General features: G+C 57.2%; 20 protein-coding genes. 18 read left to right on the forward strand and 2 right to left on the reverse strand.

Going from position 1 to position 22,191, the window contains the following annotated elements; all coding sequences use genetic code 11:
* Window positions 1-45: 45 nt before the first annotated feature.
* The 3 genes from ilvD to DW806_RS07580 all read left to right on the forward strand — a co-directional run bounded on the left by ilvD (window position 46) and on the right by DW806_RS07580 (window position 3,526).
* Complete coding sequence (gene ilvD / locus DW806_RS07570) at window positions 46-1,707, forward strand: dihydroxy-acid dehydratase (protein ID WP_270384433.1); 1,662 nt, start codon at window positions 46-48, stop codon at window positions 1,705-1,707.
* 155 nt (window positions 1,708-1,862) lie between these two features.
* Entirely contained in the window at window positions 1,863-2,351 is a 489-nt protein-coding gene (locus DW806_RS07575) for an Lrp/AsnC family transcriptional regulator (RefSeq protein WP_118361494.1), read from the forward strand.
* Entirely contained in the window at window positions 2,345-3,526 is a 1,182-nt protein-coding gene (locus DW806_RS07580) for a pyridoxal phosphate-dependent aminotransferase (protein ID WP_116705107.1), read from the forward strand. The genes DW806_RS07575 and DW806_RS07580 overlap by 7 nt, the downstream gene beginning before the upstream one ends.
* Window positions 3,527-3,635: 109 nt before the next feature.
* On the opposite strand, the gene pyrE is transcribed toward DW806_RS07580, so the two are convergent.
* Window positions 3,636-4,298, reverse strand: a complete 663-nt coding sequence (gene pyrE / locus DW806_RS07585; protein ID WP_116705106.1) for an orotate phosphoribosyltransferase — start codon at window positions 4,296-4,298, stop codon at window positions 3,636-3,638.
* A 251-nt stretch (window positions 4,299-4,549) separates the two neighbouring features.
* Here pyrE and DW806_RS07590 point away from each other — a divergent pair, with 251 nt between their 5' ends.
* From DW806_RS07590 to DW806_RS07635, 10 genes are all read left to right on the forward strand, one after another.
* Window positions 4,550-5,251 (forward strand): DUF2461 domain-containing protein, encoded by a 702-nt coding sequence (locus DW806_RS07590; protein WP_118729574.1) that lies wholly within the window; start codon window positions 4,550-4,552, stop codon window positions 5,249-5,251.
* The gene (locus DW806_RS07595; protein ID WP_118285266.1) at window positions 5,248-5,916 is read left to right on the forward strand and encodes a 3'-5' exonuclease; all 669 of its coding nucleotides are present in this window, start codon (window positions 5,248-5,250) and stop codon (window positions 5,914-5,916) included. Before DW806_RS07590 ends, DW806_RS07595 begins: the two co-directional genes overlap by 4 nt.
* A complete protein-coding gene (locus DW806_RS07600) occupies window positions 5,913-6,218 on the forward strand; it encodes a hypothetical protein (RefSeq protein ID WP_118729575.1) in 306 nt (101 codons plus the stop codon). The genes DW806_RS07595 and DW806_RS07600 overlap by 4 nt, the downstream gene beginning before the upstream one ends.
* 54 nt (window positions 6,219-6,272) lie before the next feature.
* Window positions 6,273-7,625: an AI-2E family transporter gene (locus DW806_RS07605; RefSeq protein WP_118729576.1), complete on the forward strand. Its 1,353-nt coding sequence runs from the start codon at window positions 6,273-6,275 to the stop codon at window positions 7,623-7,625.
* Window positions 7,626-8,833: 1,208 nt separating this feature from the next.
* On the forward strand, window positions 8,834-9,748 hold the full coding sequence (gene murB / locus DW806_RS07610) for a UDP-N-acetylmuramate dehydrogenase (protein ID WP_110437063.1): 915 nt from the start codon (window positions 8,834-8,836) through the stop codon (window positions 9,746-9,748).
* A gap of 60 nt (window positions 9,749-9,808) precedes the next feature.
* Complete coding sequence (gene rapZ, locus DW806_RS07615) at window positions 9,809-10,666, forward strand: RNase adapter RapZ (RefSeq protein ID WP_118729577.1); 858 nt, start codon at window positions 9,809-9,811, stop codon at window positions 10,664-10,666.
* Between the two features lie 52 nt (window positions 10,667-10,718).
* On the forward strand, window positions 10,719-11,612 hold the full coding sequence (gene whiA, locus DW806_RS07620; protein ID WP_118729578.1) for a DNA-binding protein WhiA: 894 nt from the start codon (window positions 10,719-10,721) through the stop codon (window positions 11,610-11,612).
* A 1-nt stretch (window position 11,613) separates the two neighbouring features.
* Window positions 11,614-15,132 (forward strand): DNA polymerase III subunit alpha, encoded by a 3,519-nt coding sequence (locus DW806_RS07625; RefSeq protein ID WP_118729579.1) that lies wholly within the window; start codon window positions 11,614-11,616, stop codon window positions 15,130-15,132.
* Between the two features lie 128 nt (window positions 15,133-15,260).
* Entirely contained in the window at window positions 15,261-16,235 is a 975-nt protein-coding gene (gene pfkA, locus DW806_RS07630) for a 6-phosphofructokinase (protein ID WP_117751128.1), read from the forward strand.
* A gap of 1 nt (window position 16,236) precedes the next feature.
* Entirely contained in the window at window positions 16,237-16,950 is a 714-nt protein-coding gene (locus DW806_RS07635; RefSeq protein WP_118729580.1) for an SDR family NAD(P)-dependent oxidoreductase, read from the forward strand.
* Between the two features lie 250 nt (window positions 16,951-17,200).
* Here the strand turns inward: DW806_RS07635 and DW806_RS07640 are convergent, their stop codons facing one another.
* Window positions 17,201-17,773 (reverse strand): N-acetylmuramoyl-L-alanine amidase family protein, encoded by a 573-nt coding sequence (locus DW806_RS07640; protein WP_118729581.1) that lies wholly within the window; start codon window positions 17,771-17,773, stop codon window positions 17,201-17,203.
* A 106-nt stretch (window positions 17,774-17,879) separates the two neighbouring features.
* Here DW806_RS07640 and DW806_RS07645 point away from each other — a divergent pair, with 106 nt between their 5' ends.
* From DW806_RS07645 to DW806_RS07665, 5 genes are all read left to right on the forward strand, one after another.
* On the forward strand, window positions 17,880-18,368 hold the full coding sequence (locus DW806_RS07645; RefSeq protein WP_117487840.1) for an LURP-one-related/scramblase family protein: 489 nt from the start codon (window positions 17,880-17,882) through the stop codon (window positions 18,366-18,368).
* Window positions 18,369-18,379: 11 nt separating this feature from the next.
* Entirely contained in the window at window positions 18,380-19,246 is an 867-nt protein-coding gene (locus DW806_RS07650) for an NAD(P)H-hydrate dehydratase (RefSeq protein ID WP_118729582.1), read from the forward strand.
* Window positions 19,247-19,291: 45 nt separating this feature from the next.
* Window positions 19,292-19,837, forward strand: a complete 546-nt coding sequence (locus DW806_RS07655; protein WP_118729583.1) for a hypothetical protein — start codon at window positions 19,292-19,294, stop codon at window positions 19,835-19,837.
* Window positions 19,838-19,875: 38 nt separating this feature from the next.
* On the forward strand, window positions 19,876-20,994 hold the full coding sequence (alr, locus tag DW806_RS07660) for an alanine racemase (RefSeq protein WP_118729584.1): 1,119 nt from the start codon (window positions 19,876-19,878) through the stop codon (window positions 20,992-20,994).
* Between the two features lie 405 nt (window positions 20,995-21,399).
* Window positions 21,400-21,762: a type II toxin-antitoxin system PemK/MazF family toxin gene (locus tag DW806_RS07665; RefSeq protein ID WP_110437051.1), complete on the forward strand. Its 363-nt coding sequence runs from the start codon at window positions 21,400-21,402 to the stop codon at window positions 21,760-21,762.
* The last annotated feature ends 429 nt before the right edge of the window (window positions 21,763-22,191 follow it).

Genomic DNA, 22,191 nt, shown 5'->3' on the forward strand with positions numbered 1-22,191 from the left:
TCTATCAGGCAGTCTGCTGGACTGCTTTCAAAGGAGGAATTCCCTGTGAGAAGAAGTGATAACATCACCGCAGGACCCGAGCGCATGCCGAACCGTTCGCTGCTGCGTGCCTGCGGTATGACCGATGAGGAGATCAGGCAGCCGATCATCGGCGTGGTTTCGGCGTATTCCGAGATCATTCCGGGCCACATCAACCTCGATAAGATCGCGGATGCGGTTAAGGCGGGCGTTCGCATGGCTGGCGGTACGCCGGTGCTCGTTCCGGCCATCGGCGTATGCGACGGCATTGCCATGGGTCACATCGGCATGAAGTACTCGCTGGCAAGCCGTGAACTGATCGCGGACAGCGTAGAGACGCTGGCACAGGCGCACCAGCTGGACGGTCTGGTGCTCATCCCGAACTGCGACAAGATCGTTCCCGGTATGCTGATGGCGGCTGCCCGTTTGAATATTCCGTCCATTCTGGTTTCCGGCGGCCCGATGCTGGCAGGCCATTTCGGCGGTGAGGAGGTATCCCTGTCCAAGACCTTCGAGGCGGTCGGCGCCTACAAGGCCGGCATGATGGACGAGGAGACTTTCTACGAAGCCGAGTGCAATTCCTGCCCGGGCTGCGGCTCATGCGCAGGCATGTACACCGCAAACTCGATGAACTGCCTGTCTGAAGCCATCGGCATGGCGCTGCCGGGCAACGGCACGACCCCGGCGGTTTCGGCTGCCCGTATTCATCTGGCAAAGCACGCCGGCATGAAGATCATGGAGCTGATCGAGAAGGACATCAAGCCGCGCGACATCCTCACGCCGGCAGCATTCCGCAACGCGCTGACCTGTGAGATGGCGATCGGCTGCTCGACCAACTCGGTTCTGCACCTGCTGGCAATCGCAAACGAAGCAGGCGTTCCGCTGCAGCTTGAGACCCTGAACGAACTGTCCGGCAAGGTGCCGAACATCTGCCATCTGGCTCCGGCAGGCCCGCACCACATTGAGCAGCTTTACATGGCGGGCGGTGTTCCGGCCATCATGAAGGAGCTGACCAAGCGTGATTTCCTCGACCTGTCGCTCATCACCTGCACCGGCAAGACGGTCGGCGAGAACCTTGAGGGCGTTGTCAACAAGAATCCGGAGGTCGTTCGTCCGCTCGAGAATCCGTATTCGCAGACCGGCGGCATCGCTGTTCTGTGGGGCAACATCGCAAAGAACGGCTGCGTTGTCAAGCGTTCGGCAGTTGCGCCGGAAATGATGGTGCACGAAGGTCCGGCACGCGTGTTCGACTGCGAGGAGGACGCAATTTCCGCCATCTACAACGGCAAGATCGTGCCGGGTGACGTTGTTGTCATCCGCTACGAAGGCCCGAAGGGCGGTCCGGGCATGCGCGAGATGCTCAACCCGACCTCTGCGCTGGCCGGCATGAAGCTGGATACTACGGTTGCGCTCATCACCGACGGCCGTTTCTCCGGTGCGTCCCGCGGCGCATCCATCGGTCACGTTTCGCCGGAGGCTGCTTCCGGCGGCGAGATCGGTCTGGTGCAGGAAGGCGATATCATCTCCATCGATATTCCGAACAGCAAGGTAAATGTCAATGTTTCCGACGAGGAGCTGGAGGCACGCCGTGCCAAGTACGTTCCGCGTGAGCCGAATGTCAAGTCCGGCTGGCTGTACCGCTATTCGCGTCTGGTCACCTCTGCAGATCAGGGCGCTGTGGTTCGTTGATTTTTGCGTCATGAAAAGAAGTCCGAAAATTTTTCGGACTTCTTTTAATTCTCTATTCCGCAATCGCAAAATTTCTGCTCCAAGCGTAGACAGAACTGCACCGCAGTGCTATAATAAAGTAATTCTTGAAAAACGAAAAAGGGAGGTCATTTATTATGAAAAACCCTGAAAAGCTGCTTGATCTGCTGGCGCAGGACGCGCGTCTGACTCCGGCACAGCTGGCCGCGATGCTCGGTGAGACCGAGGAGGACGTGGCTGCTGCGATCAACGCGTATGAGAAGAATTCGACGATCCTCGGCTACAAGACCGTGGTCGATTGGGATAAAACATCCAAGGAGAGCGTAACCGCACTCATCGAGGTCAAGATCACCCCGCAGAAGGGTATGGGCTTTGATGAGATCGCCCGTCAGATCTATTCGCACCATCAGGTGGAGAGCGTGTATCTGATGAGCGGCGGCTTCGATCTGACCGTTATCATCAAGGGACGCACCATGCGCGAGGTTGCCCGCTTTGTCTCCGAGCAGCTGGCGCCGATGGAGAACGTGCTGTCCACCGGTACGCATTTCATCCTCAAAAAATACAAGGACAACAGTGTGGAATTTGACCCGGCAGACAGCGATAAGAGAGAGGTCATGGCATGGTGAACTACGAGCAGATTCTCTCTGCGCGTGTAAAAGAGGTACAGCCTTCCGGCATTCGCCGCTTTTTTGAACTGGCGGCTAAAATGCCGCACGCGATCTCGCTCGGTGTGGGCGAGCCGGATTTTGAAACGCCGTGGCAGATTCGCCGCGCCGGCATTCAGTCTCTGGAAAAAGGACAGACCTTCTATACCTCCAACTGGGGTCTTGCCGAGCTGCGCAATCAGATTGCCGCGCTCGTGCGCCGCAAGTACCGCCTGTGCTACGATGCGGACAAGGAGATCCTTGTGACGGTCGGCGGCTCTGAGGCGATCGACAACACCATCCGTGCGATTGTCAACGTGGGTGACGAGGTGCTCATTCCGGAGCCGAGTTTTGTATGCTACAAGCCGCTGACGCAGATGGCAGGCGGTGTTCCGGTGCCGCTGCCGACCCGCGCGGAGGACCAGTTCAAGCTGACGGCGGACAGTCTGCGCGCCGCTATTACGCCGCGCACCAAGCTGCTCATCCTGCCGTACCCGAACAACCCGACCGGCGCGATCATGACGCGCGATGAGCTGCAGGCGATTGCGACGGTTATCAAGGACACGAATATCATCGTGCTGTCGGATGAGATTTACAACAGCCTGACCTACGGCCCGGATCGCCACGTCTGCTTTGCGGAGCTGGACGGCATGAAGGAGCGCACCATTGTTGTGGACGGTTTCTCCAAGTCCTATGCGATGACCGGTTGGCGTCTCGGCTGGGCAATGGGTCCGAAGGAGCTGATGCGCCACATCTGCAAGATTCATCAGTTCGGTATTATGTCCGCGCCGACGACCGCGCAGTTCGCGGGCATTGAGGCTATCCGCACCGGTGAGGACGACATCGAGCGCATGCGCGAGCAGTATGACCTGCGCCGCCGCTACCTGCTCGGCGAGCTGCGTTCCATGGGCCTTGAGTGCTTTGAGCCGCAGGGCGCGTTCTATATGTTCCCGTCGATCGAGTCCACCGGTCTGTCGAGTGACGAATTCTGCGAGAGACTGCTGCACGAGCAGGAGGTCGCGGTCATTCCGGGCAGCGCCTTCGGCGAGAGCGGCGAGGGTCATGTGCGTATTTCGTATTCGTACTCGATGAACCATCTGCGCGAGGCTTGCCGCAGGATGCGTAAGTTTTTGCAGACTTTGCAGGCGGAAAAGTGAGATAAAATGAAAGCACCGCCCGAAATGGGCGGTGCTTAGTGGAAAAAAGGCAAACAAAAAGAACGCTCCATCGAGCGTTCTTTTTTCTTATGCGATTGTGCCGCGATAGTTAAAATACGCAATACTGCTTCATATAAGCATCCATCAGCGGCAGCAGATGAGCATACTCCTCCTTATCCGCAAGATACTCGCGGATATCCTGCACGGTGACAAGTGCGTGCACCTTGATGCCGAACTCCTCGCCGACCTCCATAACAGCGGTCTTGCCTGGGTTCTGGCCGACCTCACAGCGGTTTACCGAAATGAACATATCGGTAACCTTCACATCTGCGCAGGCCTGCAGCACCGGCATGGTCTCGCGGATAGCGGTGCCTGCGGTGATTACATCCTCGATGATGATCACGCGGTCGCCGTCCTGCGGCTTGTAGCCGACGATATTGCCGCCTTCGCCGTGGTCCTTCGCCTCCTTGCGGTTGAAGAAGAACGGCTTGTCGATGCCGTAATTGCGGGCCAGCGCACCGGAAACCGAGGTAGCAAGCGGGATGCCCTTGTACGCCGGACCGAACATTGCGTCGAACTGATCGCCGACGGTCTCCTTGACCAGAGCTGCGTAAAACTCACCCAGACGGGAGTTCTGCAGACCGGTCTTGTAGTTGCCGGTGTTGACGAAATACGGGGTCTTTCGGCCGGATTTGGTTGTAAAATCGCCGAAGCGCAGTACGTCGGCACTCATCATAAATTCGATAAATTCCTTTTTAGCAGCAGTAAGCATGATCGTTCCACCTTTTTCTATCAATATACTTATCCTCAGTATACCAGAATTTTCGGCAGGGAACAACCCTTTCTGTCAAGCGGCGGTCAACAAATTGCACAAATACACAGGGAGATTAACGTGTTATGAACGGAAAACTGTCAAACTCCTGTTGCAGAAAATGAAAAAACGCGGTAAAATATACTTAGGTATTTCTATGCCTGAACGACGATTTACAATCGTCAAAAACAAAAAGGTGGCTAACAACACAAATGGCATTTCACGGTTTTTCCGCAGAAGGCGTGGATCTTCTGCAACTGAATCGCCTGCAAAACAGCAAAGAATTTTACGATGCACACAAGGACGAGATCAAGCGGTTATCCATCCGGCCCTTTCACGAACTGATCGCAGAAATGACGCCGGAGATGGTCAAGATCGACCCGCAGTTCGTCACCGTGCCGTCCCGCATGGTATCCCGCGTGCGGCGCGATACCCGATATACCAAGGATAAGACGCTCTACCGGGCGAACATGTGGCTGTTCTTCCGCAGAGCACGACGGGAACGCGAATCCGTTCCCGCATACTACTTTGAACTGCATCCCGAATACTGGGCCTTCGGCTGCTGGGGCGCGTGGGGCAGAGGCGAAATGGAAGCGCTGCGCGAAATGATCCTCGCAGAAGACAGGCTGTTCCTTGACGCCTTTCGTGCGGTGAACAGCTGTCCGCAGGTGCACCTCGCGGGCGAGATGTACAAGCGCCCGAAATTCCCGGACGCAAAGCCGGAATATCAGGACTGGCTGAACCGCAAGGAGATCGGCGTGGATTACACAAACAGTGAGGACTTTGCTCCGGTGCTGGACGGCACGTTTGTTCCGTTCATGATGAAGACTATGCGGCAGCTTGCGCCGCTGTACAGACTGCTGCTCGCGGCGAAGGAACGCGCAGACGCGGCAGGACGGGAGGCGCTGCAATGAGATATCTTGCACTGGATTTCGAGACCGGAAACGCCTCGCCGCTGAGCGCGTGCGCACTCGGCGCAAGCGTGTTTGAGGATAATCAGCTGGTGGATGAGAAAATCTCGCTCATCCGTCCGCCGGAATGCGTGGGCAAGTTCCACTGGGGCAATGTTCGCGTCAACCACATCAAGGAGAAGATGGTCGCGGACGCACCGTCGTTCGCCGAGGTGTGGGAGCCGCTCGCCGACATCGCGGAGGGCAGCGTCATCGTGTGTCACAACGCTATGTTCGATACGAATGTGCTTTGCAGCTGTCTGGCGCATTACGGACTGAAAATGCCCGAATGCCGGTACTTATGCACGGTAAAGGTGTCCAAGCGGGTATGGCCTGAGCTGGAAAATCATAAACTGGATACGGTATCCGCCGCGCTGCACATCGACCTGAACCACCACGAGGCTGGATCGGATGCGCGGGCTGCGGGACTGATCCTGCAGGCGGCTCTGCGCAGGACGAGCAGCGCGGACGCCGACGCACTGGCAGAAAAAATCGGCATGCGGCTCGGCCGGATTTCCTCGATGGGGAAAACGCCGTGCAGCATCGCCGGGGACCCAAAACCCAGGGAGCACAGACGGACAGCACGTCCGCGCAATACGGTGAAACGAAAAGGAGAGAACAAGCTATGAAAAACTATCTGGACAGTATCGACCGCGATGCACTGCGCAGCCGTGCCGAGCAGATGCTGCACACCGCAGGCGACGCCTGTGATCAGGCAGGACGCTTTATGAATACCGCGACCGAAAAGATCCGCGGCTTCTCGCTCATCGAGTTCTTCATCTACGAGACCTGCCTGCTGTCGTTCGGTCTGTGGCTGGGCACCTGCTTCTCTAAATTTTTCAAGAAGTTCCGCGCGATCATCTTTGCAGCGTTTGCCGCAACGTGGCTGTACCTGCTGTGGCGCGTGTTCTTTGATGAGGATGAGGACTAAGCGTATTCAATCTTCGTTTTCATCCTCTGACAGCTGACAGGAAGGAGTTTATTGTTGGAAGATCCCAATCAGGAAAAAAAGTCCCGGCTTGACCTGCAGCCGCACTATATTGAGTGGGGGCTGACTGCGTTAGGTGTCATTGTAGCCTGCGTACTGGTCGTGTTCGTGCTGTTCCGCATGACAATAATCTGGGGCGTAATCAAGAAATTTTTCAGCATCCTCAGCCCGTTTATCTACGGCTTTGTGATGGCGTACCTGCTCATGCCGGTGTTCAACATGCTGTACCGCAATCTGCAGCCGCCGATGTCGCATAAATTTAAAAACGGCACACGGCTTGCCAAGGGTTTGTGCAGTGCGCTGACGCTGGCCTTCGGTCTGGCGGTTGTAGGCGTGCTGCTGTGGATGGTGCTGCCGCAGCTGGTCACGAGTATCACCTCGCTGGTAGACTCGATGGACCTGTATATGAACGAGATATCCGGCTGGGTAGCGTCGCTGCTGCACAACAACCCGGAACTTGAGCACAGCTTCATGCGCCTGTACGATCAGTTCTCCGCACAGATGATGAACTGGGCGCAAAATGACCTGCTGCCGCAGCTCGGCAGCATGATGAGCGGCGTTGTTACGACCGTAAATGTGCTGATGAACCTGCTGATCGGTGTCATTATCGCACTGTACATTCTCAACAGCAAGGACACCTTCTGCGCACAGGCGAAAAAGATGACGTATAGCTTGTTCACGGTTGAAAAGGCGAATGCCATCATGGCTCGTGTGGCGCATATCCACCGCGTGTTCGGCGGCTTCATTACCGGCAAGCTGATGGACTCGTCGATCATCGGCGTGCTGTGCTTTATCGGTATGCGTCTTATGATCTCGTTCGGCTGGATGACCATGCCGACATCGTACGCGCTCCTGATTGCGGTTATCATCGGCGTGACCAATATCATCCCGTTTTTCGGGCCGTTCATCGGTGCGATTCCGAGCACCATTCTGATCATGGTCATCAGTCCGGTGCAGGCGCTGTATTTCGTCATTTTTGTGCTGCTGCTGCAGCAGTTTGACGGCAATATCCTCGGACCGAAAATCCTCGGCAACGCCACCGGACTGTCGAGCTTCTGGGTCATGTTCGCCATTCTGCTGTTCGGCGGCGTGATGGGCTTCGCGGGCATGGTGATCGGCGTGCCGCTGTTTGCCGTGCTGTACAGCGTGTTGACCGAGAAGATCAATCATCTGCTGAAAAAGCGCGGTCTGTCCGTGGATACGAACGACTATCGCGGGCATAAGCGCATCGACCCGGAGACACACGCGTTCGTTGAAGCGCAGGAGACAACGCCTCCGGTGAGTGCAAAAGAACGCCGCCGTGCGGCAAATGCTGCACAGCGGAAAAATCAGGAAAACAAAAACCAGTAATATGCGCAAAGAGGGACACTGCGAGTTAGAAGTGTTCCTCTTTTGCGTTCTGATGCAGTACGGCAGAGTGTCGCTTGTGAAGCGAACGGAATCTTGCCTGCCTGGCAGGGGCACAAGAGGGTAGACAACCTGCGCTGACGCCGCGCGGGCGCACAAGAGGGTAGACACCTGCGGTTTCCACCCTCTTGTGAATCACCCCTTTCCCTTGGATGGTCTGGCGCAGAATGTCGACATGTGACCGCTGCGAAATAAGGGAACGGCAGAGGATTTTTTCTACCGTAGGGGAGCACAGTGTGCTCCCATGTCGAGACATATTCGTAGCGTCAGATAAATTACTGCTACACATGTGATTTCATCTAAGCAGGCGCGACATAACAGTGCCGCGCAACTCGTCAGCGCGTTATGATAGACAGCACCTACGAGGATAAATGCTGCTAAATAGATAGATTCGTAGGTGCCGTCCATAATCTCCAGACTTACGAGTTGCGCGACACGGGGATGTCGCGCTTGCGTGGATTTAACCGTATGTGTAGCGGTACGCTGTCTGTGAACTGCGAATATTTTGCGAAACAAACGCAAGAGAAACCCGACTGCCGTTCCCCCATTTCGAAGCGGTCACATGTCGGCAATCTGCGCCAGACTAAGAAATAAAGGGAAACGGGAGTTAAGAGGGTAGAAACCGCAGGTGTCTACCCTCTTGCCCTGCCGCGGGGCGCGGCGAATCCCCGCGCTCCGCAGAGCGCAACTCCTCGCTTGATTTCAAGCGAAAAACCTCCCGCCCGTTAGGAGCGAACACGCTAACGCAGTTCGAGTACCCCGCTCAACCGGTGCAGAGAAAGGAGCCGCCCCGTCAGGGCGAACACGCCTGCGGCAGTTCGAGTGCCCCGCTCAGTCGGTGCAGAGAACAGGAGCCGCCCGTTAGGGGCGAACCGCTTATGCGGTTCATGTACCCCGGTCAGCCGGTGCCGCATAGAGAAAAAACCGATTTTTAACCGAAAAAATCTGCGGAAACCCGCTCGGACTGATTGCGCATCCCATCTACATTTGTTATAATAAACAGTAAAGCAAAAACCAAAACGGCACGGCAGGACAAACCGGAGCCTGCTCCCGGTGCCGGACCTTCGATGCGCCGCCGCATGACGCGGCAGGAATTCCGAGGGTATACCACTTAAACTTTTTATATAGATTTTTGGAGGATTAAACGCCTTATGGAGCATATTAAGGATTGCATCGCGGCATTGCGAGAGGCCGCACCTGAAATAGATATTGCAGAAAACGAACTCATGCGCCGCCATACCACGTTCGCCATCGGCGGACCGGCCGACCTGTTCGTGCAGCCGAAGACCCGCAGGGAACTGACCGCGGCACTTGCCGTACTGCGTGAGCGCAATATTCCGTTCCTGCTGCTCGGCAACGGCTCCAACATGCTGGTGGCCGATGCGGGCATCCGCGGTGCGGTTGTTTGCACATCCGAGCTGGATGAAGTCCGCGTAAATGAGGATAACACCGTCTCTGCCGAGGCGGGCGCGCTGCTCAGCCGCATTGCCCGCCGCGCACAGCGTTCCGGTCTGACCGGAGCCGAGTTCGCCGGCGGCATTCCGGGCAGTCTGGGCGGCGCGGTTTACATGAATGCGGGTGCGTATGACGGCACGATGGCCGGTATTGTGCAGGAGACCGAGTTCGTGGACGGCGAAGGCAACATTTGTACACTCAAGGGCGATGAGCACGGCTTCGACTACCGCACGAGCGTGTTCCGCAAGCATCCGGACTGGACGGTGCTCCGTTCGACCATGCAGCTGCAGAACGGCGATTCGGCGGCGATTCTGGATAAGATGAACGATTTCGCGCAGCGCAGACGCGACAAACAGCCGCTCAATTTCCCGTCGGCAGGCTCGACCTTTAAGCGTCCCGTGGGACACTTTGCGGGCCAGCTTATCGAGCAGGCCGGTCTCAAGGGCACGAGCGTCGGCGCGGCACAGGTTTCGGAAAAGCACGCGGGATTTCTTATCAACCGCGGCGGTGCAACATGCGATGACATGCTGCGCCTGATCGAACTGGTGCAGAACAGGGTGCGCGAGCAGTTCGGCGTGGAGCTGGAGTGCGAGGTGCGCATCGTAAAATAATCAGCAGCGCCGCTCGGCGGCGTTATCACAGCAGAAACACAGGGCAGGGGGAAAGGTAACATGTATTTTTTGATCATTTCCGGTATGTCGGGCGCAGGCAAGAGCCGCGCGGTCGCCACGCTTGAGGACTTAGGCTATTACTGCGTCGATAATCTGCCGATCTCCCTCATACCGCGCTTCGCGGAGATCTGTCTGGCGGCAACCGAACGCTATGAACGTGTGGCACTCGTCACCGATGTGCGTGCAGGCGGCGATTTCCAGCAGCTGTTTGATTCGCTGGATTCGATCAAGAGCATGGGCTGCGATTACCGCATCCTGTTCCTCAACACGGACACGCCGACGCTCATCCGCCGCTACAAGGAGACGCGCCGCAAGCATCCGCTGATGGAAAAGGGCATGTCCATGACAGCCGCCATTGAAAAGGAGCGCGAAATGCTGTCCGGTCTGCGCGACCGTGCCGACTTTGTGGTGGATACCACCGGACTGTCTGCTGCCGGTCTGCGCGAACGTCTGCTGACGATGTTTTCCGGCACCGAGAGCGGAGAGGTGTTTGAGGTCATCGTACAGTCGTTCGGCTTCAAGTACGGCATTCCGCCCGAGAGCGACCTTGTGTTTGATGTGCGTTTCCTGCCCAATCCCTATTACGAAATGAGCTTGCGCGAGCGCAACGGCACCGATCCGGAGGTGCGCGATTATGTGTTCCGCGGCGGTACGGCGGATGTGCTGATGCGCTACCTGACGGGCATGATCGACTTTCTGCTGCCGCGCTATATCGCGGAAGGCAAGGCGAATCTGATTATCAGCATCGGATGCACCGGCGGCAAGCACCGCTCGGTCGCTATCACCGAGGCGCTGAGTGAACACCTGCGCAGGCAGGAATACGGTGTAGTAACCATGCACCGCGATTACCAGAGATAAACCCGCTTCGTTCCGGACAGGCGAAGCGTGCTGTACAGAACGGAGAGAATATATGTCTTTTTCAACCGAGGTAAAAAACGAGCTGTGTCGGGTATCCATGCAGCGTACCTGCTGCACGCGTGCCGAGATTTACGGCGCACTGCTCCATGCCTCGGTTTTTTCACACAAGGAGATACGGCTGTCGGCGGAGAACATGACCGTTGTCCGCCGCTTGCAGGCGCTGCTGCAGCGCGCGTTTTTTGTTGAGTGTGAGCCGCAGAAGGCAGGCCGCAAGCAGCAGCTTGTACTCACCGAACCGGCGCAGATCGGACGCGTGTTTGACGCGCTCGGCTACGACTGCAAGAGCCACATCACCTACCACATCAACCGCAATCTGCTCGAGGAGGACTGCTGCATTGCGTCTTTTCTGCGCGGTGCCTTCCTCATGGGCGGCACGGTCGCGGGACCGGACAAGAAAAGCCATCTCGAGCTGAAAACCACCCACCAGAGTCTGGCGGGCGAAGAGACAAGTCTGATGCTTGATTTAGGTTTATCGCCCAAGCAGGCACGGCGCGGCAGCGCGTATCTGCTGTACTTTAAGGACGGCGCAAGCGCGGAGGATTTCCTTACACGCATCGGTGCGCCGCACGCGGCGATGGAGCTGATGCAGGCCAAGGTAGAGAAGAATCTGCGCAACACGATCAACCGGCAGGTCAACTGTGAGACCGCGAACATGATGAAGGCTGCCGATGCATCGGCACGGCAGATTGCGGCGATTCAGGCGCTGATCGACAGCCGGGGGGAGGACGCATTTCCGGGCAACCTGTGGGAGACCGTGCGCCTGCGTCTAGAATACCCGACGGACAGCCTGTCCGAGCTGGCGCAGCGGTTCGACCCGCCCATCTCCAAACCGGGACTGAGCCACCGCCTGAAAAAGATCATCGAGCTTGCGGAAAAGGAGGACTAAATTGGTACCATTTGCACATCTGCATGTCCACAGCGAATACAGCCTGCTGGACGGCGCCTGCCGTATCGAAAAGCTGGTGGACCGTGTGGCAGAGCTGGGGCAGACCTCTTGCGCGCTGACCGACCATGGCGTCATGTACGGCGTGATCGACTTTTACCGCGCCTGCAAGGCGAAGGGGATCCATCCGGTCATCGGCTGCGAGGTGTATCTGGCGCCGCATTCGCGCTTTGACCGCAGCTACATCAACGGCGAGTGGCACACGCACCTCATCCTGCTGTGCGAGAACATGACCGGCTACCGCAACCTCATCCACATGGTGTCGTGCGGTTTCTCCGAGGGCTTTTACATGAAGCCGCGTATCGACATGGAGCTGCTGCGCGCGCACAGCGAAGGTCTGATTTGTCTGTCTGCGTGTCTGGCGGGCGCGATTCCGCGTGCGCTGGCGGACGGTGATATGGACGGCGCGTATGACCTCTGCGAGCAGTTCCTCGATATTTTTGACCGGGAGCATTTCTACCTTGAAATTCAGGACCACGGCATTCCGCTGCAGCAGAAAGTCAATGAAGGTCTGTACCAGCTTTCCAGGGAGCTGAACATCGGTCTGGTGGCAACGAACGACGCGCATTATCTCACCAAGGCGGATGCGCGCATTCAGGACGTGCTGATGTCCATTCAGATGGGCAAGACCGTGGACGACCCGACCCGCATGAAGTTTGAAACGCAGGAGTTCTACATCAAGGATGCGGACGAAATGGCGGCGCTGTTTCCGGAGCACCCGGAGGCACTCGCCAACACGGTAAAGATCGCAGAACGCTGTCAGGTTGAGTTCGAGTTTGGAAAGTACCATCTGCCCGAATTCGATGTGCCGGACGGCTACACCTCGCTCGAATATCTGCAGAAGCTGTGCGATGAAGGCTTCGCAAGACGCTATCCGAACGACGACGGCACCGTGCGCAAGCGTCTGCAGTACGAGATCGACATGATCGCCAAGATGGGCTTTGTCGATTACTTCCTCATCGTGTCCGACTTTATCGGCTACGCGAAAAGTCAGGGCATTCCGGTCGGACCCGGACGCGGCTCGGCAGCAGGCTCGATCGTGTCGTACTGCCTCGCTATCACCGACCTTGACCCGATTCACTATTCGCTGTACTTCGAGCGATTTTTGAATCCGGAGCGTGTCTCCATGCCGGATATCGACGTGGACTTCTGCTATGTTCGCCGTCCGGAGGTCATCGAGTACGTTACCCGCAAGTACGGCAAGGACCGCGTGGCGCAGATTGTCACGTTCGGCACGATGGCTGCCCGCGGTGCCATCCGCGATGTCGGCCGTGCGCTCAACATCCCGTACAACGATGTGGATGCTGTCGCCAAGCAGGTGCCGAATGAGCTGCACATTACGATCGACAAGGCGCTGACCATCAACGCGGAGCTGAAAAAGATGTACGACGAGCAGCCGCAGGTCAAAGAGCTTATTGATACGGCGCGTGCGCTCGAGGGCATGCCGCGCAACGCATCGACGCATGCGGCAGGCGTGGTTATCACCAAGGACCCCGTGGACACCTACGTTCCGCTGTCGCGCAACGGCGACCAGATGGTAACGCAGTTTACGATGGTGACGATCGAGGAACTCGGTCTGCTCAAGATGGACTTCCTCGGCCTGCGCAACCTGACCGTTATCGCGGACGCGGAAAAGCTGATTCGCCGTCACACGCCGGATTTTTCCATCGAGAACGTGGATATGAGCGACCCCGCGACTTACGAGATGCTTGGCAAGGGCTCGACCATGGGCGTATTCCAGCTGGAAAGCGCGGGCATTACCAACGTCGTTACCGGTCTGCGCCCGCAGTCCATCGAGGATATTACCGCAGTCGTTGCGCTGTACCGACCCGGCCCGATGCAGTCCATTCCGCGCTACATCGAGTGCCGCCACCATCCGGAAAAGGTGACGTACAAGCATCCGCTGCTCGAGCCGATTTTAAGCGTCACCTATGGCTGTATGATCTATCAGGAACAGGTCATGCAGGTGTTCCAGAGCCTTGCGGGATATTCGCTCGGCAAGGCAGATATGGTGCGCCGCGCCATGAGTAAAAAGAAGATGAAGGAGCTGGAAAAGGAGCGCGTCAACTTCATCTACGGCAACGAGGAGCTGGGCATTGACGGCGCCATCAAGCGCGGCGTGCCCGAAGCAGTTGCGGCAAGTCTGTTTGACGAGATCATGGATTTTGCAAACTATGCGTTCAACAAGGCGCACGCGGTTTGCTACGCGGTCGTGTCGTTCCGCACGGCGTACCTCAAATGCCACTACCCGAGAGAATATCTGGCGGCGCTGCTGACGAGCGTTCTGGATGTTTCGGACAAGATCTCCGAGTATATTCAGGCGGCGCGTGATATGGGCATCGCGGTGCTCCCGCCGGACGTAAACGAGTCTTACGATGAGTTTTCGGTTGCGGGCGAGAATATCCGTTTCGGTCTTGCTGCGGTCAAGGGTGTGGGACGCTCGTTTATGAAGCAGCTTGTCGAGGAGCGAGAGGCGAACGGCCTGTTTACCTCGTTCCAGGATTTCTGCGAGCGCATGTATGACCGCGAACTCAACCGCAGAGCGCTCGAAAGTCTCATCAAGGCGGGTTCGTTCGATTCCATGCATTACTACCGCAGTCAGCTTTTGAAAATCGTCAATCCCGTAGTAGATGCCATTGCACAGAACCGCAAGAAGAACATCGAGGGTCAGATGGACCTGTTCGGCATGGGCAACGACGAGGTGCGCGACACGCAGATTGCGATGCCGAACATTCCGGAAGTACCCAAGCGGGAACTGCTGGCGATGGAGAAGGAGACCACCGGTCTGTACCTCTCCGGTCACCCGATGGACGAGTACCGCAGCCTGACGCAGAAGGCGCAGGCTGCCTCTGTCAAGCAGATCATCGACGACCTGACGGGCGAGAGCAGCCAGCCGGTCTACAAGGACGGCATGACCGTCCGGCTTGCCTGTGTTATCACGGCGGTGCGTCTGAAATCGACCAAGAACGGCTCGATGATGGCATATGTCACCGCGGAGGACGACACGGCGGCGATTGAACTTGTCGTGTTCCCGCGTTCGCTGCAGCAGTGCGGCGCATATCTCACCGAGGACAGCGCAGTCCTGCTTACCGGTAAGATCGACGCACGAGAGGACGAGGCGCCCAAGGTGCTGCTGAACGAGGCGCAGCCGCTCACCGAGAGTGCGGTGGAGAGCCTGCAGCAGCCGAAAAAGGGCACGCAGAAATCGGTCTACACCGATGCGCAGGCGGCGAAGCTGGCGCCGCAAAAGCTGTTTCTGCGTATTTCCAGTCTGCAGGGTGATGAATGGACGCAGATTAAAGAGGTTTTGCGCACGCAGCCCGGCGATACGCCGGTCTATCTCTACCCGATGGACACGAAGAAAAAGACGCTCGCTGCCCGCCGGTACTGGTGCAAACCGGATATTGCATTTTTAACAAAATTACGCTTTCTCTTGCGCGAGGAAGATGTTATAATACAATAGGAGACTGTGCTTATCCTTGGAGAGAGACGGTTTCCGCAGAGGGAAACAGAACTGCAATACAGAGGTCAGTGCGGCATCGACTGTGCCGCCAAGAAAGAAAACAGAACCGACAACAGGGAGGCTTTATCATGGATAAACAAATTCGCAGAATCGGCGTACTTACCAGCGGCGGCGACGCACCCGGTATGAACGCACTTATTCGCTCGGTAGTCCGCAGCGCAAGCGCACACGATATTTCCGTTCTTGGCATTCGCCGCGGCTACAGCGGTCTCATCAACGGTGACATCATCGAGATGGGTGCCCGCAGTGTAGACGGCATTATCCGCAAGGGCGGCACCATGCTGTACACCGCACGCTGCAAGGAAATGCTGACCGAGGAAGGTCTGCAGAAGGCGGCTGACACCTGCCGTTACCTCGGTATTGACGGCCTGATCTGCTGCGGCGGTGACGGTACATTCCGCGGTGCACAGGCGCTTTCCCGCAAGGGAGTTCCGTGCATCGGCGTTCCGGGTACCATTGATAATGATATCGGCTGCTCGGATTACACCATCGGTTTTGACACCGCCTGCAATACTGCGATCGAGTGCATCGATAAGCTGCGCGATACCATGCAGTCCCACGAGCGTTGCTCGGTCGTAGAGGTCATGGGCCGCCGTGCAGGTCATCTGGCACTGCAGGTTGGCTGTGCAGTCGGCGCGACCGCGATCTGCCTGCCCGAGCGTCAGCTGGATTTCGACACCGAGATCGTAGAGAGAATGCGCATCGGCCGTATCAAGGGCCGCAACCACCATATCATCATCGTAGCAGAGGGCTATGGCTCCGCACAGGACGTTGCAGACCAGATTCACGAGGCTACCGGCATCGATACCCGTGTTACCATCCTCGGCCATATCCAGCGCGGCGGCTCTCCGTCTGCTATGGATCGTGTTATGGCGACCCGCATGGGCTATGCTGCAGTTCGCGCTCTGATGGAGGGCAAGACCAACCGCGTTGTTGTTTCGGATAACAACATTGTTACCGATATCGACATTGAGGAGGGTCTAGCACAGAGCAAGGATCTGAACCAGTGTCTGTTCGAGGCACAGCAGACGGTTGCCATCTGACATGGCGCAAACTGTTCTCATCACCGGAGGCTCGCGCGGCATCGGTGCCGCCTGTGTGCGCACGTTTGCCGAAAACGGATGGAATACCGCGTTTACTTACAGCAAAAGCAGGGAAGCGGCGGACAGGCTCGCTGGGGAGACCGGCGCACTGGCGCTTTTGGCCGATCAGCAGGATACCGCGGCAGTGGAACTTGCGGTCGCGGAAGGGAAGGCACGGTTCGGCACGATCGATGCCGTGGTCTGCAATGCAGGTATCGCCGAACAGAAACTGTTCCAGAATATCACCGACGCGGACTGGATGCGCATGCTGGATGTCAATCTCATGGGTACGGTGCGCACGATTCGCGCCGTGCTGCCCGAAATGCTGCACAACCACAAGGGAAGCATCGTCACGGTGTCGTCCATGTGGGGGGAGTGCGGCGCGTCCTGCGAGAGCCATTATTCCGCGAGCAAGGCTGCGATTATCGGCCTGAGCAAGTCGCTCGCGCAGGAGCTTGGCCCGAGCAATATCCGGGTCAACTGCATTGCGCCGGGCGTGATCGACACCGACATGAACGCCATGCACAGTGCGGATACCATGCAGGAGCTTGCCGATCAGACACCGCTCGGAAGAGTCGGCGCGGCAGCCGAGGTCGCGGACAGCATTCTGTATCTGTGCTCGGATAAGTCGTCTTTCATTACCGGACAGGTTTTAGGCGTCACCGGAGGATTTTAAGATGCTGTCGCCAAACCACGGTTTGGCCGACAAGAGGAACGGACCGTGGGCCGTTCCAAAGTCGTCCGAAAGTTCCCATACGGAGACTTTCTCCCTCCAGAAGTCAAAAAAGCGAGATACATGCTCCCGCTTTTTTGGAATTTGCACTGCAAATTCTATTAAATGCGCGCTAACGCGCGAAAAGCTGCGACGTTAGTAAAGTGCGTTAAGAAAGATAGAACGAGAGGTCAAAAGACCTCTCGTTTTTTGTTTAATACGGTTCAAAGTCAAAATAATTGAGCAGACCGTTATAAATGCCCTGTGCAAACCCGAACGGATCGTTCTCCAGCTTCATCGCATCGGAAGTATTGGTCAGGTATGCCAGCTCGACCAGAATCGAAGGCATCTGTGTTCGCCGTAGGACATACAGGCTTGGACGGACGCGCACGCCGTTATCGCGTGTGCCGACACGCGCAACAATGCCGGCGAGCACATGCTGCGCCAGCCAGTACGCCTGCGTATTTTCCTGATAAACATACACCTCAGTGCCGTTGACGGCGGGATTTACGTTCGCGTTGCAGTGGATGCTGATGAAGTAATCCGCAGGCCACTCATTCGCCAGCCGCACGCGCTCGGCCAGACTGGTGGCATTGCTTGTGCCGAGGATTTCCTCGGGTGAGGTGCGGCTCAGCCGCACCTCAAACCGAGGGTCTGCCCGCAGAAGATCAGCCAGATACACGCCGACAGCGTAGGTCACATCCTGTTCGAGCAGACCGCCGCCTTCCGCGCCGGTGTTCGGACCGGACGGATTGTGTCCCTGATCGACAAAAATCTTGATCGCCAAAGTATCACCTCCTCGTGTCAGCCTATGCGGCAGCGCGGCAGAACGTCCGTGCTTGACGGTCAGCACACGCCGTGCTATTCTGTAAGAAAAGAGAGGTGGGATCAATATGAAATTATATATCAAACAAAAGGTATTCTCCTGGGTGGATCGGTTTACTGTTTTTGATGAAACCGGCGCCGACAAATACCATGTCGAGGGTGAGTTTTTCTCGTGGGGCAAGAAGCTGTATGTCACCGACTTGACCGGACACGAGACTGCCTTCATCCAGCAGAAGGTGTTCAGTATGATGCCGCGGTTCTTTGTGTACATCGACGGCGTGGAACGCGCGGAAATCGTCAAGCGGCTTACATTTTTCTACGAAAAATACGAGATCGAGGGTCTCGACTGGACGATTGAGGGTGATTTCTGGGCGCATGAGTACCGCATCACGCAGAACGGACGCGAGATCGTGTCCATCTCCAAGGAGTGGTTCACCTGGGGTGACTGCTATCAGCTGGACATTGCCGATTCCGCAGACGAAACACTTGCGCTGGCGGTCGTCCTCGCAATCGACGCAGTGCACGCGCAGGCGAACGCGGCAGCGGCTTCGACTTGAAAGGAAACGATATGATTGAGATAAACCAGGACTTTGCGGACGGCGTACTGCATTCGCGCAATCCGGAGACAAATAAAAACGACTACGGCCGCATTCTGTGCGTGTGCGGCTCGGCAGGATATACAGGTGCGGCATATTTTTCGGCACAGGGCGCGGTCCGCATGGGAAGCGGCGTTGTGACGCTGGCAGTTCCGCAAGGTGCGTGGCCGGTGCTGGCGGTCAAGCTGAATGAGCCGGTCGTGCGGCCCATGCCGCAGGATGAAAACGGGCTGTTTTCCATGGACGCACTGCCGAAGCTGCTTGCGCTTGCCGAAAAGGCGGACGCGCTGCTCATCGGGTGCGGACTCGGCCGTTCGGATACGCTGACCGAAATCGTGTGTACTCTGCTCGAAAAAGCTGCCTGCCAGATTGTACTCGATGCGGACGGCATAAATTCGATTACTGGGCATAAGGATATATTGCAGCGAACGGCAAAGCCGGTCGTGCTCACGCCGCACGCGGGCGAGTTCGCACGGCTCAGCGGTAAGCCGGACGCGACCGCTGCGGACGCGGCACAGTTCGCGCAGGACTATCGGTGCATTGTGCTCTACAAGGGACACCGCACCCGCATTTTCACGCCGGACGGCGGCTGTTATCGCAATACCTCGGGCAATCCCGGCATGGCGAAAGGCGGCAGCGGGGATGTTCTGGCAGGCATACTGGTTTCGCTGTGCGGACAGGGCATTGATGCGGTTCCGGCGGCTTGTACGGCGGCGTGGCTGCACGGCAGAGCCGGAGATCTGGCTGCGAACGCGCTGAGCGAATACGGCATGACGCCGAGCGATATGCTGACGCAGCTGCCGATTCTGCTGAAACGATATAACTCGAAAACATGGTGATAAACCGGTCAAGGGAGTGGTAATCTGAACAGGCTGCTGTGTGGTTTGGCGGCGCTTGTTCTGCTCTGCGGCTGCGGCCGCTCGGCGGAAATGAGTGCCGAGGATGTGCGTGCGCATTTCGCATCGCTGGACAGCTGTACGGCGCATTTGAAAATAATCTCGGATTTGGACGAATCTGTACTGGAATTTGAAAGCGACTATGTCTATAATAGAGAGGACAGCGATTCCTTCACGCTGACCGCACCGGAGTCGGTCGCCGGTATCGGCGGGCGCATCTCAGGTGAGGAGAACGGCGCGTTCACGCTGCAGTACAACGACTTGCAGCTGGATGATATTGCTCCTCGGCACACCGGACTGACCCCGGCAGACGCGTGGTTCTGTTTGCTGAACGATCTGCGGTACGCTGCGCCTGCACAGGTGTGGAGCGAGCGCACAAACGGCGAGAGCCTGCTCGTGCTGCGCTATGAGAAGGCAGACGACAGCGTGGAAAAGCAGGTGTGGCTGCGGCAGAGCGATCTGCAGCCGGTCTATGCCGAGCTGTATGCGGACGGTGCGCGCGTGCTGACCATACAGGTGGAATCCTGTCAGTAAATCAGGAACCAAACGGTTCTGTTGGAGTGACGAAAACAATGGAAGTAAATCAACACCGCACTTGGGCGGAGATCGACCTCGGTGCGATCGAGCATAATTATCGCGTGATCTGCGAGCAGGCACAGGCGCCGGTCCTGTGTGTCGTTAAGGCGGACGCATACGGTCACGGTGCCGTGCAGGTGGCTAAGCGGCTAGAGAAGATGGACGCACCGTATTTCGCGGTAGCGACCATTCCGGAGGGTGTGGAGCTGCGAGAAGCAGGCATCGAAACGCCCATCCTCATCCTTGGTTATGTGGACGAGAAGGATATGGACACGGCGGCACAGTACGGCATCACCGTGCCGGTGTACGACCGCGAGACCGCAGAACTCATCAGCGCGGCAGCAGAGCGCACCGGCAAGCCGGTCACCGTACACTACAAGCTGGATACCGGCATGACGCGGCTCGGCTTCCCGTCGTGGGAGTGTGAGCAGACAGTGCAGGATATCCTTGCGTGCTCCAAGCAGCCGGGCCTGATCAGCGAAGGCATTTTCACGCATTTTGCGGTTGCCGACGTGCCCTCCGGCGAGGTGTACACGGAATTGCAGTACAAGCGCTTCTCGGATGTGTGCGAGGGTCTGCAAGCGGCCGGTCTTGACCTGCCGCTGCGCCACTGTGCGAACAGCGGCGCTATCCAGACCTACGAGAAGATGCACTGCACGATGACCCGCGCGGGCATTATCCTGTACGGTTATCGCCCGGATGCCTCCGTGCCGCCGGTGCTCGATCTGAGACCCGCCATGACCGTCAAGGCGCGTGTGGTGCAGGTGCGCGATATTCCGGAGAATACAACCATCAGCTATGGCCGCACCTTCGAGACGGCAGAGCCGACCCATATGGCGGTTATCTCAATGGGTTACGCGGACGGCTATCTGCGTACCGGCTCGGGCAAGGCGCAGGTGCTGCTCGGCGGCGTGAAAGCGCCCGTGCTCGGCCGCATCTGCATGGATATGTGCATGGTGCGTATTCCGGAGGGTGTGGACGTACATCGCGGTGACGAAGTGACCGTGTTCGGCCCGGAAGGCTGGACGGCAGAGGACGCAGCAGACGCGGCAGGCACCATCTCGTACGAGGTGCTGTGCGCCATCAGCCGTCGCGTGCCGCGTTTCTATCGGTAATTTACTGACATTGCGTGCATAAGATGAAGCGAGGGATTTTCCCTCGCTTCATTTGTCTCTCAAAGTCGGTATCCTGTTAGTTTGATAGTATCGCGCGGCAGCGCTATTAAAACAGCATTTGCGTTGCAAATGCAAGAAAACCGGGAGCATGTATCACGGTTTTCTTACTTCTGGAGGGAGAAAGTTTCTGAACAGGAACTTTCGGACGACTTTGGAACGGCCTGCGGTCCGTTCCTGCTTGTCGGCGAAACTGTAGTTTCGCGACAGCTTTGAAGCGGAGGAGATTTTTCTCTCTCCGCTTTTCTGCATTATACAGTTATAATTTTGTGTGACACGGGGAAAATAGGTTTGCGGGAAAACCATCAGGCAGCACCGTAAATCTATTTCATCGGAGTGTGAACCAAAGTGGATAGCAACATCAAACGCGGAGATATTTACTATGCCGATCTCAGTCCGGTGGTTGGCAGTGAGCAGGGCGGCATCCGTCCGGTGCTGATCGTGCAGAACAACGTCGGCAATCGGTACAGTCCGACCGTGATCGCCGCCGCTATTACATCGCAGATCAACAAGGCGAAAATGCCGACGCATATCACGGTCGGTGCGCCGAACTACGGACTGACCAAGGATTCCATCATCCTGACCGAGCAGATCCGCACGCTGGACAAACGCCGCCTGCGCGAGAAAATGGGCTCGCTCGACGAAAAAGCCATGCGGCACGTCGATGAAGCACTGGCAGTCAGTTTCGGACTCGGCTCGGTGCAGGGGTAAGCCGTATAACGGCGGGAGAAAGCGCATATCCTTTTATGGGGTATGCGCTTTTTGCGTATAGACTGGGATTTGCCGTCTGCGGACGTCTTTTCTGCGTCAGACAGCGCGTGCCACACCGTAATCGCAGGCGTAATCTTTGAGCGGCATAGCCGTGCCGCCCTCTGCGTAGGCTTTCCGATATGTGTAGCAGTACGCTATCTGTGAACTGCGAATATTTCGCGAAAGAAACGCTGTGGTAACCCGACTGCCGTTCCCCTTTTCGCAGCGGTCACATATAGGAAATTGGCGCCAGACTAACAAGCAAAGGAAACTGGAGTCCCAAGAGGATAGTACTCATTTAATCCGCGCACGGCGCGGGAACAAGGTTTAGTGGCCTACGGGCAAACCTTGGTGTCTATCCTTTTGGACCTCCCAGCCAAAGGTTGGCTC

Origin of the sequence: Butyricicoccus sp. AM32-19 (assembly GCF_003480365.1) — a bacterium.
Taxonomy (GTDB): domain Bacteria; phylum Bacillota; class Clostridia; order Oscillospirales; family Butyricicoccaceae; genus Agathobaculum; species Agathobaculum butyriciproducens.